This window comes from Methylobacterium sp. BI1 (assembly GCF_056680125.1).
On record NZ_CM155267.1, the window covers coordinates 4532353 to 4545394 of the forward strand.

The following is a 13042-nucleotide window of genomic DNA, read 5'->3' on the forward strand; positions in this document are numbered from 1 at the left end:
AATGGCAGCTTCGACGTCCCTCAAGCCGCAAGACGTCCGCACGCCGCGCGACGCCCGCACGCCGCGCGACGCCCGAGACGCCTGGATCGACGCGAAGCTCGCGGATCTCGGGCAGTGGATGCAGCGCCACGGCGGTACCATCCGCACCATCCAGTGGGGTGTGGTCGCGGTCTATCTCGTGCTGGTCGCGGTGCCGGCCTTCCTGCCGCTCCCCGACCGCAGCGCGCACCTGTGGAACAACCTGACCGTCTTCGCCCAGTTCGCGTTCTGGGGCATCTGGTGGCCCTTCGTGCTGGTGAGCATGGTGGTGGTCGGCCGGGCCTGGTGCGGCATCCTCTGCCCCGAGGGCGCGCTGACGGAGTTCGCCAGCCGCTGGAGCCTCGGCCGCGCCGTGCCGCGCTGGATCACCTGGGGCGGCTGGCCCTTCATCGCCTTCGCCGGCACCACGGTCTACGGCCAGATGGTCAGCGTCTACGGCTACCCGAAGCCCGTGCTGGCGGTGCTCGGCGGCTCCACCGTGGCGGCAATCCTCGTCGGGCTGCTCTACGGGCGCAACAAGCGGGTCTGGTGCCGCTACCTCTGCCCGGTCAACGGCGTCTTCGCGGTGCTGGCCAAGCTCGCGCCGGTGAGCTTCCAGGTTGACCATGCCGCCTGGGCGGCCTCGCCCAAGCCTCGCGGCGCCACCGCATCCACGCCGCGCGGAGAGGCCTTCAACTGCGCGCCGCTGGTGCCCGTGAAGACCATGAACGGCGCCGGCGCATGCCACATGTGCGGGCGCTGCTCGGGCTATCGCGGTGCCGTGCGCCTCGCCCGGCGCTCGCCCACCCACGAGATCGTCCACGTTGCCGGCACCGAGCCGAGCCTCGACCAGACCGTGCTGATCCTGTTCGGCATGATGGGCTTGGCCGTCGGCGCCTTCCAGTGGTCGTCGAGCCCCTGGTTCATCGACGTGAAGCAGGCCCTGGCCACCTGGCTGATCGAGCGCGGCACGACCTGGCCCCTCGAAACCACGCTGCCCTGGTACATCCTGACGAACTACCCCGAGCACAACGACGTGCTCAGCGTCCTCGATGGCGCCCTGCTGCTGGGCTACATCGCCGCCGCCGCGATCGTCCTCGGCCTCTCGCTCTCGGGCCTCGTGGCCCTGGCCACCCTGTCCCTCGGCTGGTCGCGGGCCCGCTTCCACCATCTCACCCAGACGCTGATCCCGGTGGCGGGCTGCGGCGTCTTCCTCGGCCTCTCGGCCCTCACCGTCACCTTCCTGCGCGGCGACGGCATCCTCATCCCCTACGTCTCGGAGATGCGCGCCGCGCTGCTGCTGGGCACCAGCCTGTGGAGCGTCTGGCTCGCCTGGTCTGTGGCCGGCCTCTCGGCGCGGGGCCTGCGCCGGATCGGCGCGACCCTCGGCATCGCCGCCGCCTGCACCCTCTCGGTCTCCGGCTGGGTGTTGCTGTTCTGGATCTGGTAGGGCGGCCGGCGCGGCCGCTCCTGCGAACACGCGAAAAGGAATCCTCCGCATGATCGGAGCCTTCGTCATCGCCTTCCGCGAGGTCATCGAGGCGGGCCTCATCATCGGCATCGTGCTCGCCGCCACCCGCGGCATCGCCGGGCGCGGACGCTGGATCGCCCTCGGCGTCCTCGGCGGCCTCGCGGGCGCGGGCCTGGTGGCGCTCTTCGCCGAACGCATCTCCGACGCCTTCGAGGGCGCGGGACAGGAGATCCTCAACGCCGGCGTCCTCATCGTCGCGGTGCTGATGCTGATCTGGCACAACACCTGGATGGCCAAGCACGGGCGCGAGCTCGCGGGCGAGCTGCGGGCCGCCGGCGAGGCGGTGCGGACCGGCCAGAGCACGGCCGCCGGCCTCGCCCTGGTGGTCGGCGCCGCGATCCTGCGCGAGGGCGCGGAGCTCGTGCTGTTCCTCTACGGCCTCGTGGCCTCCGGCACCTCCGGGCCGGACATCCAGTTCGGCGCCCTGGCGGGCGTCGCGGTCGGCGCCGCGACCTCTTCGGTGAGCTATTTCGGCCTCGCCGCGATCCCGACCCGCTACGTCTTCTCGGTGACGAGCGGCCTCATCGTCCTGCTGGCGGCGGGCCTCGCGGCGCAGGCGGCGCAGTTCCTGACCAATGCGGGCCTGATCACCGTGCTCGACCGGCCCCTGTGGAACACCTCCGCCGTCCTGCGGGAGGACAGCCTCGTCGGGCGCGTGCTCCACGCCCTCGTGGGCTACACCGACCGCCCGAGCGGGATGCAGGTGCTGGTCTATCTCGGCACCATCCTGGTGATGGTCGCGCTGATGCAGGTCTCGTCCGCCGGCAAGCGCCGCCAGCTCCGCACGGCCTGAGCGCCCATGCACGTCACCCATCCCGCCGATGCGCCGGCCGCCCCGGCCGTCACCTTCGACGATTTCCTGGCGGTAGACATCCGGGTGGGTACGGTCGTCTCGGCCGAGCCCTTCCCGGAGGCGCGCAAGCCGGCCCTGAAGCTGGTCATCGATTTCGGGCCGGCCATCGGCACGAAGCGGTCGAGCGCCCAGATCACCGAGCATTACCGGGCCGAGGACCTGCCCGGCCGGCAGGTCGCCGCCGTGGTGAACTTCCCGCCGCGCCAGATCGGCAAGTTCCTGTCGGAGGTGCTGACCCTCGGATTCGCCGATCCGAACGGGGCCGTGGTGCTGTTTCGCCCGGACCAGGCCGTGCCGAACGGCAGCCGCCTGTTCTGAGGGCGGGTTGCCCGACGGTCGGTTTTTCGCCATCCCTGTCCGCATGAGCGACCACGGACACGACGAATCCGGCATCGAGTGGGACGACGGGTTCGCCGATCAGCTGATCGGCGCGACGCTCTTCGTCGGCATCACCTATCTCGACCATGACGGAACCCTGATCCGCCGCGAGCAGGTCTTCGGCCGGGTCGAGACCGTGGATGCCGAGGCCGGAATCACGATCCGGCCCTTCGACGGCGCGGCCCCCTTCACCATGGTGCCGATCCTGGAGGCCATCGAGCCGGCCGATCCCGGTTCGTACCAGCTTTCCCCGGAGGACCCGGTGGTCGAGAACCCCGACTATACGGTCGTCTTCAGCCTCACGGCGCCGCTCCGCCACTAGGGGCATTCCGCTCAGCGGCGTAAGGGGGCCTCCCGCGTCCAGTCGGCCACCCACGCGGCGAGGGCCGGGCCCTCGCCGGACAGGGCGACGATCTTGAGGCGGGCGGTCTCGCCGGACACGATCCGGATCTCGGACCGGCGAAGTTTCAGGGCCTTGGCGAGATAAGCGATGAGCGCCGCGTTGGCGGCGCCCGCGACGGGTGGCGCGGCCACCCGCACCTGCAGGGCGACGCGCCCCTCCGCATCCGCCACGAGGCCGTCCAGCCCGTCGCGGCCCGCCCGCGGGGTCAGCCGCAGGGCGAGGCGCAGGCCGTCCGGGGTCACCTGATAGGGCTCGCGCATCCGTCACCGATGCGGGATCGCGTCCGATCCGTCCAGGCCCTTGCCCGGAGTCCCGGACGGGACCGAACGACGGCGCCGCGTGCATTGCAACAAAATCGCTGGAATGCCACGTCATTCCGCCCGGTTCGGGGTGTCTCGCCCGGCGTGTTGCACTAAGCTTCACCGAAAATCAGGGAACGCCAGATGTCCGACCTCCGCTTGCGCCGCAGCGTGCTGTATATGCCCGGTTCGAACCAGAGGGCGCTCGACAAGGCGAAGACCCTGGCGGCCGATTCGCTGATCCTCGACCTTGAGGACGCGGTGGCACCCGACGCCAAGGAGATCGCCCGCGAGCAGGTCTGCGCCGCGGTGAAGGGCGGCGGCTACGGCGAGCGCGAGATCATCATCCGCGTCAACGCTCCCCAGACCCCCTGGGGCGAGGCCGACCTGAAGGCGGCGATCCAGGCCCGCCCCGACGCGATCCTGATGCCCAAGGTGTCGTCGCCGGCCGTGCTGGAGAGCATCGCCAACCACCTCGAGGCCCTCGACGCCCCGGAGAGCATCGCCGTCTGGGCGATGATCGAGACCCCGGCGGCGATCCTGAACATCCAGGAGATCGCCAAGGCGCAGCGCGACCGGCGCACGCGCCTGACCTGCTTCGTGCTGGGCACCAACGATCTCGCCAAGGACACCTGGGCCCAGCTCGTGCCCGGCCGCGTGCCGATGCTGCCCTGGATGATGTTCACCCTGGCGGCCGCCCGCGCCGAGGGCCTGACCATCCTCGACGGCGTCTGGAACGACATCGCGGATGTCGACGGCTGCCGGGCCGAGTGCCAGCAGGCCCGCGACCTCGGCTTCGACGGCAAGACCCTGATCCACCCCAACCAGCTCGAGCCGGCCAACACCTGCTTCGCCCCCTCCGACGAGGAGGTCCGCCGCGCCCGCCTCGTCATCGAGGCCTTCGACCGGCCGGAGAACGCCAAGCGCGGCGCGATCAAGATCGAAGGGCGCATGTACGAGCGCCAGCACATCGGCATGGCCCGCCGGGCGGTGAACTGGCGCGAGGCGATCGCCGCGAAGGGGTACTGAGCGAGCCGGAGTTACCGAGGAGCCCGGATCGGTCCCGCGGCGCCGAGCCTGCGGACGGTCCGGCCACGGACAGAGGCGGCCCGATGATCGTCGAGATCCCCGGTGAGATCACCTTCTCGCGGACCTACAACATCCCGCCGATCCCGGTGCGGCTTCCGCTGATCGCCCGGGCCCGCACCTTCGGGCAGGCGGCGGTCACCGCCATCGCGTGGTGCCTGATGATGCCCACGCTGGTGCTGTTCGTGATGCTGCTCTGGCACGCCGCAGTCGCGGCCGATCCCGGCGGATCGGCGCTGGTCCTGTGCGCCCTGGCGTTCATGCTGCTCTGTTTCATGCCGCAGGCGCTGTTCGGTCTGGAAGACTTCACCCGCGTCGGACCGACCCTCATCGTCGATGCCGACGGCGTCACCGACGGGCGTTCCGGCCGGACGATTCGCTGGACGGACGTGGCGTCGGCACGCCTCGTCCGGGGCAAGGCCGCGTCCGTCCGCCTGAGCCTGCGGACGCCCCTGCCGCCACGGCTCCTGTTCGATCGTGGGGGCACCGGCCTGCTCGGGCGTCGCGCGCCGGACGCGTACAACATCGACATCACTCACCTCGACGTCCGCCAGCACGTGCTCGGCCAGACGATGCTCGCGCGCGTCGTCGCCCATGGCGGGCGGGTGGAGCGCTGAGCGCCCGCCCGAAGCGACCGGTGCAGCAGGGCAGGGCTGCGTCCAGACGCCCCGGCGGAACACCCTCCGGCGCCGCTGCTTGTCCCGGCTGAAACCGGGCACCGTTGCGCGCCCGGTCCCATCCAGGACACAGCCGACCGCATGAGCCCGATCCTCCAGCCCTTCACCCTGGGCGACCTCACCCTGAAGAACCGCGTCGTGATGGCGCCGCTGACCCGCAGCCGATCCTCCACCGAGGGCGTGCCGCCGGACTTTGCGGTGGACTACTACGCCCAGCGCGCGAATGCCGGCCTCATCGTCAGCGAGGCCACCAACATCTCGCCGCAGGCGGTGGGCTACGCCTACACGCCCGGCATCTGGAGCGAGGCGCAGGTCGACGCCTGGAAGCCCGTCACCGCGGGGGTCCACGCCAATGGCGGTCTGATCTTCCTGCAGCTCTGGCACACCGGCCGGATCTCGCATCCCGACGTGCAGCCGGACGGACAGCTGCCGGTGGCCCCCTCGGCCCTGAAGCCCGAGGGCACCGCCTTCACCACATCCGGCATGCAGCCGCACGTGACGCCGCGGGCCCTGGAGACGGACGAGATCCCGGGCATCGTCGAGGATTACCGTCGGGCGGCCGAGAACGCGAAGCGCGCCGGCTTCGACGGCGTCGAGATTCACTCGGCCAACAACTACCTGCTCGAGCAGTTCGTGCGCGATTCCACCAACCACCGCACCGACCAGTACGGCGGCTCGATCGAGAACCGCCTGCGCTTCCCCCTGGCCGTGGTGAAGGCGGTGACGGAGGTCTGGGGCGGCGGCCACCGCGTCGGCATCCGCCTGTCGCCGGCCACCACCGAGCCCGGCAAGACCCCCCTCGACAGCGACCCGAAGGCGACCTTCGGTGCCTACGTTGAGGCCCTGAACGCCTTCGGCCTGCTCTACGTCCACACCATCGAGGGCGTGACCCAGCAGACCCGCGACGTGCCGGACTCGGTCGATTTCGGCCAGATCCGCAAGCGCTTCCAGGGCGCCTATATCGGCAACAACCAGTACACCCTTGAGCTGGCCGAGAAGGACCTCGCGGAAGGCCGCGCCGACCTCTTCAGCTTCGGCCGGCCCTACATCGCCAACCCGGACCTGGTGCAGCGCCTGGAAACCGGCGCGCCCCTGGCCGAGGCCCCGAAGCAGTACTGGTACGGCGGCGGCGCCAACGGCTACTCGGACTGGCCCGGCATGAACGGCCCGGTGCAGATCAAGCGCTGAACGGGAGGCGCTCTCTTTCCGTCATCGGGGCAAGCCGGAGTGGGTGAGTCGGAAAGACGGCCCCACTCCGTCATTCCAGGGCGCTGCAAGCGAGCCCAGCCTCGAAGGCGCGCGCCGGAGGCGTCCAATCCAGATCTGCTGACGGTTGAGCTGCGTTTCTGACTCCCGCGCTCCGCTGCGTGACCCCGGGATGCTGCAAGCAGGTTCCGACACCGTGCTTCCGGTCGACGATCAGGCGGCCTCGAACGGGAGGCTCCTCCCATCAAAACGAAACCGCCGCCCTCTCGGGCGGCGGCTTGGCAGTGTCGGTGTGGCGTGGTGGGTCAGTCGATCCCGAGGGCCACGAAGCGGACGTCGCCGCTGGCGCTGGCGACCAGGAGCAGGACGGACTTGCGGCCGTCCTTCTTGAGCTGGTCGATGCGCTTGCCGACGTCGGCCGGGGCGTTCACCGCCTCCTGCCCGACCTCGACGATCACCTCGCCCGGCTTGATCTGCTTGTCGGCCGCCGTGGAGTTGGGATCGACCCGGGTCACGAGGACGCCCTTGAGGCCGTCCTTGAGGCTGTAGCGCTTGCGGGCCTCGTCGGTGATGCCCGACAGGTTGAGGCCGAGCACCTGGCGCACGGCGCTCTCGGCCTCCGGCTGCTTGACGCTGGCGAGCGTCGGCTTCTCGGTGTCCTCGAGGCGGCCGAGGGTGACCGACTTCGTCGTCTCCGCGCCCTTGCGGATGACGAGCACGTCCACCGTCTTGCCCACCGGGGTCGAGGCGACGATCCGGGGCAGGTCGCTCGAGGACTTGACCGCCGTACCGTTGAACTTGACGATCACGTCGCCGATCTCGAGGCCGGCGGCCTTGGCCGGGCCCTTCTCGTCGACGCCGGCCACGAGCGCGCCCTTGACCCCGTCCTTCATATCGAGGGCTTCGGCCGTCGTCTCGTCGACGTTCTGGATGCGCACGCCGAGCCAGCCGCGGCGGACCTCGCCGAACTCGCGCAGCTGGTCGATGACCTGGGAGGCGTTGTTCGACGGGACCGCGAAGCCGATACCGACCGAGCCGCCGGTGGGCGACAGGATCGCGGTGTTGATGCCGATGACCTCGCCGTTCATGTTGAACAGCGGGCCGCCGGAATTGCCCTTGTTGATGGCCGCGTCGGTCTGGATGTAGTTGTCGTAGGGACCGGATTCGATGTTGCGGCCCCGCGCCGAGACGATGCCGGCCGAGACCGAGCCGCCGAGGCCGAACGGGTTGCCGATGGCGATGACCCAGTCGCCCGGGCGCATCTTCTCGGAATCGCCGAAGGGCACCGCCTTCAGGGGCTTGCCGGCGTCCGGCTTCACCCGCAGCACCGCGAGATCGATCTTGGCGTCCTTGCCGATGATCTCGGCCTTCAGCTTGGTGCCGTTGTGCAGGATGACCTGGATGTCGTTGGCGTCGCCGATGACGTGGTTGTTCGTCACCACGATGCCGGAGGCGTCGATGATGAAGCCCGACCCGAGCGAGTTCGACTTGCGCTGCTGCGGCTTCGGCCGGTCGGCTTCGCTGCGGTCGCCCCCGCCGCGCTGGCCGCGCTTGTTGAAGAACTCCTCGAACAGGTCCTCGAACGGCGTGCCCTGCGGGAGTTGCGGGCCGGAGCGGGTATTCGGTCGCGCGTCGACGGTGGTCGAGGCCGAGATGTTCACCACGGCGTCCGTGACCTGATCGGCGAGGTCGGCCAGGGATTCCGGACCCTTGGCGAAGGCCGGAGCGGGGGCGCCGGTCACGGCGAGGGCGGTCGCCAGCGCCGCGGCGGCGAGGGCGGAGCGCAGGCTGCGCTGGAGCGCTCGGGAACGGGGCGCCCGGACGGCGCTCGCAACGGGAAGCATGGTCGACCTCATGTCTGTCTGGCCGGTGTTAGATCGTCCGCGCCGTGCCCCGATCAAGAGTCCGGCGGCGAACCAGGGTCCGCCGCCGGCGTGTCATCGGGTCCCGTCAGCGGGTGCTGCCCGTCGTGCCGGGCTCGGCCGGGGCCCGCGTGCGGGCAGCCGGGGTCGCGGGGGTCCGGCCCTGCGGATCGCTGAAGTAGCGGAAGAAGTCCGAGGACGGGCTGATCACCAGGCGCGTATCGGAGCCCTTCAGGCCGCTCTCGTAGGCCTGCATGGAGCGGTAGAAGCTGAAGAAGTCCGCGTCCTTGCCGTAGGCCTCCGCCAGGATCCGGTTCTTGTCGGCGTCGCCCTGGCCGCGCAGGGTCTCGGCCGTCTGGTTGGCTTCCGAGAGCAGCACGGTGACGTCGCGGTCGGCCTTTGCCTTGATCGTGACCGCGGCCTGCTCGCCGGTGGCCCGGATATCGGCCGCCTCGCGCTGCCGCTCCGTGGTCATGCGCTTGTAGACCGCCGAGCTGTTCTGGGCCGGCAGGTCGACGCGGGTCATGCGCAGGTCGACGATCTCGACGCCGAGCTCCTTGGCCTGCTTGTTCACGTCGGCCTGGATCTGGTTCATCAGCTCGGCGCGCTGGGTCCGGACGATGGCGTCGCGGGTCGAGCGGGCGAGCAGGTTGCGCAGGGCCGAGTTGGTGAAGCTCGCCAGCAGGGTGTTGGCGCGCGGGATGTTGTTGGCCGACTGGTAGAACCTCAGCGGATCGATGATCCGGTAGCGCGCGAAGGCGTCCACCTCGAGGTTCTGGCGGTCGGTGGTCAGCAGGGTCTGGACCGGCAGGTCGAGGTCGAGCACCCGCTTGTCGAACAGGACGACGTTCTCGAAGAACGGCAGCTTGAAGTAGAGGCCGGGCTTGTCGGTGCCGGTCTGGTTCAGCACGGCGCGGACGCCGCCGAAGCGGAGCACCAGGGCCTGCTGCATCTGGCCGACGGTGAAGACCGAGGCGTAGAGGCCGACGACGATGGCGGCCGCCACGATCATCAGGCCGGTGCGGAGGGCTTGGTTGTTCATCGGGCCACTCCACCGGCAGCGTTGCGGGGACCGAACTCGGCGAGCGGCAGCACCGGCAGCACGCCGGCGGCGCTGGCGCCCGTGCCGGCACCGGCGCCGTTCTGGTCGATGATCACCTTGTTGACCGAGCCCAGGACCCGCTCCATCGTTTCGAGGAAGATGCGCTCGCGGCTGATGACCGGGGCGACCTTGTAGGATTCGTAGACCTGGCTGAAGCGGGCGGCCTGACCGGTCGCGTCGGCGGTGGACTGCGTCTTGTAGGCTTCCGCCGCCTGGATGATCTTCTGCGCCTCACCCTTGGCCAGCGGCACCTTTTGGCTCTCGTAGGTGCGCGCGTCGTTCTTGGCGCGCTCGGCATCCTGCTGCGCCGCGTTCACGTCGAAGAAGGCGGGCCGGACTTCGGGCGGGGGCTGCACGCTGACGAGTTGCACGAGCTCGATGCGCACGCCGGCGCCGTACTCGTCGAGGGCCTTCTGGGTGATCTCGCGGACCTCCTGGGCGACGCTCGACTGCTCGTTGGTCAGGATCGGCTGGATGTTGCGGCGGCCGACGACCTCGCGCATCGCGCTCTCGGCGATGGCCTTGATCGTGCCCTCGGGGTTCTCGAGGTTGAAGACGAAGTCGGACGCCTTCAGGGGATTGATGCGCCACTGCACCTCGAAGTCGAGGTCGACGATGTTCTCGTCGCCGGTGAGCATCAGGCTCTCCTCGGGCTTGTCGACGGTGCGGGTCTGGCTGCCGAGGCCGGCGCGGTAGCCGATCTGCACGCTGTTGACCTGACCGACATTCGGCTTGGTCACGGCGCCGATGGGGGCCGGGAAGTTGTAGTTCAGGCCCTGGCCGGTGGTGCTGAGGTAACGGCCGAACACCGTCTCGATGCCGACCTGCTGCGGCGCCACGGTGTAGAAGCCGGTGGCGAGCCAGACGGCGACCACGATGCCGCCGGCGATGAGGAGGCCGCGGCCTCCGCCGAACGATCCACCCGGGAGCACGCCGCGCAGGCGGTCCTGGCTGCGCCGGAGGAGTTCCTCGAGGTCGGGCGGGGTCTTGCCACCCCCGCCGCCGCCGCCACCCCACGGGCCACCCCCGCCGCCATTGCCGCCGCCGCCTCGGCCCCAGGGCCCTCCCCCGTTGCCGCTACCGCCGCCGCTCTGATTGCTCCAAGGCATGCTCGCCGATCTCTCCTGTTCCAGCAGCGTCTGCGCCGCGCACGAAGCCCACCCGCGCTCCCCGACCCGGCCTCCTCAGGAGGCGGGCCGGAACTCCCCCGCGTGGACAAGAGTGTTGATCTCGTCGTGACCCGACCCTGGCACCTGCGTGGGCGCGCGGGATCCTGTCAAGATTGCCACTTGGGCATCGGGCGCGGGAAAGACAACCGCACCGCGCGCCATTGCGCAATGGGTCGCGGCGCCATGGTTTACGGCGCGGTCACGCCGTGCGCTCCAGATCGACGAAGCTGAAGGCGCAGGCATCGTGATCGCCGGGGGGATGCGCCTCGCGGTGCGTCTCGTGGAAGCGGCCCCGGTCGAAGGGCGGGAACACCGTGTCCCCGTCGGGCGCAAGATCGACCTCGGTGAGGTGGATGCGGTCGGCCCGGGGCAGCGCCAGGGCGTAGATCTCGCCGCCGCCGGCCACCATCAGCTCCTCGGCTCCCTCGGCCGCCGCCAGGGCACCGGCCCAGTCGTGCGCCACCGCGACCTCGGGCACCGCGAAGGCGGGATCGCGGGTGAGCACGATGGTGCGCCGGCCGGGCAGCGGCCGGCCGATCGACGCGAAGGTCTTGCGCCCCATCAGCAGCGGCTTGCCCATAGTCAGGGCCTTGAACCGGCGCAGGTCGCTGCGCAGGCGCCAGATCAGGTCGTTGTCGCGGCCGATGACGCCGTTGCGGGCGACCGCCGCGATGATCGTGATGCGGGGGGCCGGCATCAGACCGCCACCGGGGCGCGGATCGCCGGATGGGGTTCGTACCCCTCCACGGCGATGTCCTCGAAGCGGAAGTCGAAGAGCGAGGTCACGGCGGGATTGAGGACGAGGCGCGGCAGCGGCCGCTGGTCCCGCGTCAGCTGGAGCCGGGCCTGCTCGAGGTGGTTCACGTAGAGGTGGGCATCGCCCAGGGTGTGGACGAAGTCGCCGGGCTGCAGACCCGTCACCTGGGCGATCATCGCGGTCAGGAGGGCGTAGCTCGCGATGTTGAAGGGCACGCCGAGGAAGACGTCCGCCGAGCGCTGGTAGAGCTGGCACGAGAGCCGCCCCTCGGCGACGTAGAACTGGAACAGGCAGTGGCAGGGCGCCAGCGCCATCCGGTCGAGGTCGGCCGGGTTCCAGGCCGAGACGATCAGGCGGCGCGAATCCGGGTTGCGCCGGATCTCGTCGAGCACCCAGGTGATCTGGTCGACGCTGCCGCCGTCGGGCCTGGCCCAGGAGCGCCACTGGTGGCCGTAGACCGGCCCGAGGTCGCCGTTGGCGTCCGCCCACTCGTCCCAGATGCTGACGCCGTTGGCCTGGAGGGCGCGCACGTTGGTGTCGCCCGTGAGGAACCACAGCAGCTCGTGGATGATCGAGCGCAGGTGCAGCTGCTTCGTGGTGACGAGGGGAAAGCCCTGCGCCAGGTCGAAGCGCATCTGGTGCCCAAACACCGAGAGGGTGCCGGTGCCGGTCCGGTCGTCCTTGCGCACCCCGTCCTGCAGGATGCGTTCGAGAAGCTGGTGATAGGCGTGCATCGCGGCTCCGAGGCGGGGGGCACCCGGAATACCCCGAAGCGCCGGGGCTGGCGAGGTCGCGGGCCGGGGCGTCAACAGCTCGTGCCGGCGCCCCTCCGGCCTCAGTCCAGGGCCGGCCCGAGCACGTAGGCGATCATCGCCAGGTTGCTCCAGGCATGGAGCAGGATGCCCGGCCAGAGCCGTCCGCTGCGCCAGCGCACCCAGCCGAGGATCAGCGCGAGGGGGATGAGCGAGAGCGGCCGGGCGAAGCCCGCGGGCGTGATGTGCGCCCCGGCGAAGAGCACGGCCGTCGCCAGGATCGCGCCCCGCGCCGTGAAGGCCTCCAGCGCCCGGGCGAACAGCGCCCCGCGCATCAGGAGTTCCTCCGCCACCGGGGCCAGGACCAGCACGTAGGCGAACCACAGGGCCGCCGCGGCCGGGGTGAGGCCGGGCGACAGGGCCGTGTGCCGGCCGATGGGCATCCGGAACAGCTCGGCGGTGCCGGTCACCCAGGTGATGTGGAGCACCGGCCAGACCAGCAGGATCACGGCGAAGTGGCGCGCCGACAGGCCCGGGGCGCCGGCCCCCCAGGGCGGCGGCTCCGGCGGGACCAGGGCCAGGGTCCGGCGCCAGGCGGCGCCGTCGCGCCAGCGCACCGCCCCCACGACGAGGAGGGCCAGGACCACCTGCCGCACCACGTCCACGGCGAGCTCCCGCATGGCGAGCTGGCGGGGGTGCAGGCGCGGCCGGTCCCCGCCGAGGACCGCGACGCCGTCGATCCAGTCACCGCCGACCCGCACGATCACCACGGCGAGGAGGGTCGCCACCGCCAGCGCCAGGAACGCCGCGAAGGCCAGCCCGACGAGCGCCGTCGCCGCCCCGAGGCCGGTGCGGACCCGGGACGGCCGGGGCCGCGCGGGGGCGGACCAAGCCGCCGGCATCTCGGGCATCGGCGCCCCATCATCGGGCTTCAAAAGCGGCGGCACTC

Annotated in this window: 14 protein-coding genes; 7 read left to right on the forward strand and 7 right to left on the reverse strand. The window is 70.8% G+C overall.

The genetic code is table 11. The features are described 5' to 3' along the window. Position 1 precedes the first annotated feature (1 nt). From AC1MGR_RS21410 to AC1MGR_RS21425, 4 genes are read left to right on the forward strand one after another with little or no spacing between them, the layout of a single operon-like run. Positions 2 to 1468 carry a 4Fe-4S binding protein gene (locus AC1MGR_RS21410; protein WP_480232867.1) on the forward strand — a complete coding sequence of 489 codons (1467 nt, stop codon included), beginning with the start codon at positions 2 to 4 and terminating at the stop codon, positions 1466 to 1468. Between the two features lie 49 nt (positions 1469 to 1517). Beyond that, the gene (locus AC1MGR_RS21415) at positions 1518 to 2342 is read left to right on the forward strand and encodes an FTR1 family iron permease (protein WP_480232868.1); all 825 of its coding nucleotides are present in this window, start codon (positions 1518 to 1520) and stop codon (positions 2340 to 2342) included. Between the two features lie 6 nt (positions 2343 to 2348). After that, positions 2349 to 2720, forward strand: coding sequence for a tRNA-binding protein (locus AC1MGR_RS21420; RefSeq protein WP_480232869.1), 372 nt, complete (start codon positions 2349 to 2351; stop codon positions 2718 to 2720). Between the two features lie 43 nt (positions 2721 to 2763). Then, on the forward strand, positions 2764 to 3102 hold the full coding sequence (locus tag AC1MGR_RS21425; RefSeq protein ID WP_108034859.1) for a hypothetical protein: 339 nt from the start codon (positions 2764 to 2766) through the stop codon (positions 3100 to 3102). Positions 3103 to 3113: 11 nt separating this feature from the next. On the opposite strand, the gene AC1MGR_RS21430 is transcribed toward AC1MGR_RS21425, so the two are convergent. After that, the gene (locus AC1MGR_RS21430) at positions 3114 to 3443 is read right to left on the reverse strand and encodes a DUF167 family protein (protein WP_480232870.1); all 330 of its coding nucleotides are present in this window, start codon (positions 3441 to 3443) and stop codon (positions 3114 to 3116) included. 183 nt (positions 3444 to 3626) lie between these two features. On the opposite strand from AC1MGR_RS21430, the gene AC1MGR_RS21435 reads away from it, so the two are divergent. The 3 genes from AC1MGR_RS21435 (at position 3627) to AC1MGR_RS21445 (ending at position 6433) form a co-directional block, all read left to right on the forward strand. Then, positions 3627 to 4511: an HpcH/HpaI aldolase/citrate lyase family protein gene (locus AC1MGR_RS21435; protein ID WP_108034861.1), complete on the forward strand. Its 885-nt coding sequence runs from the start codon at positions 3627 to 3629 to the stop codon at positions 4509 to 4511. A gap of 83 nt (positions 4512 to 4594) precedes the next feature. Next, on the forward strand, positions 4595 to 5185 hold the full coding sequence (locus tag AC1MGR_RS21440; RefSeq protein ID WP_480232871.1) for a hypothetical protein: 591 nt from the start codon (positions 4595 to 4597) through the stop codon (positions 5183 to 5185). A gap of 141 nt (positions 5186 to 5326) precedes the next feature. Then, the gene (locus AC1MGR_RS21445; protein WP_480232872.1) at positions 5327 to 6433 is read left to right on the forward strand and encodes an alkene reductase; all 1107 of its coding nucleotides are present in this window, start codon (positions 5327 to 5329) and stop codon (positions 6431 to 6433) included. Positions 6434 to 6756: 323 nt separating this feature from the next. Here AC1MGR_RS21445 and AC1MGR_RS21450 read toward each other — a convergent pair whose 3' ends face one another. The 6 genes from AC1MGR_RS21450 to AC1MGR_RS21475 all read right to left on the reverse strand — a co-directional run bounded on the left by AC1MGR_RS21450 (position 6757) and on the right by AC1MGR_RS21475 (position 13004). Beyond that, positions 6757 to 8295: a DegQ family serine endoprotease gene (locus AC1MGR_RS21450; protein WP_480232873.1), complete on the reverse strand. Its 1539-nt coding sequence runs from the start codon at positions 8293 to 8295 to the stop codon at positions 6757 to 6759. Positions 8296 to 8401: 106 nt separating this feature from the next. Further along, positions 8402 to 9355, reverse strand: a complete 954-nt coding sequence (gene hflC, locus AC1MGR_RS21455) for a protease modulator HflC (protein ID WP_108034849.1) — start codon at positions 9353 to 9355, stop codon at positions 8402 to 8404. Beyond that, positions 9352 to 10524, reverse strand: a complete 1173-nt coding sequence (hflK, locus tag AC1MGR_RS21460; protein ID WP_480232874.1) for an FtsH protease activity modulator HflK — start codon at positions 10522 to 10524, stop codon at positions 9352 to 9354. Before hflK ends, hflC begins: the two co-directional genes overlap by 4 nt. Before the next feature lie 259 nt (positions 10525 to 10783). Next, positions 10784 to 11281 carry a dihydrofolate reductase gene (locus AC1MGR_RS21465; protein WP_480232875.1) on the reverse strand — a complete coding sequence of 166 codons (498 nt, stop codon included), beginning with the start codon at positions 11279 to 11281 and terminating at the stop codon, positions 10784 to 10786. Continuing rightward, positions 11281 to 12075, reverse strand: coding sequence for a thymidylate synthase (locus AC1MGR_RS21470; RefSeq protein WP_480232876.1), 795 nt, complete (start codon positions 12073 to 12075; stop codon positions 11281 to 11283). Before AC1MGR_RS21470 ends, AC1MGR_RS21465 begins: the two co-directional genes overlap by 1 nt. A gap of 101 nt (positions 12076 to 12176) precedes the next feature. Beyond that, on the reverse strand, positions 12177 to 13004 hold the full coding sequence (locus AC1MGR_RS21475; protein WP_480232877.1) for a CPBP family intramembrane glutamic endopeptidase: 828 nt from the start codon (positions 13002 to 13004) through the stop codon (positions 12177 to 12179). Positions 13005 to 13042: the final 38 nt, after the last annotated feature.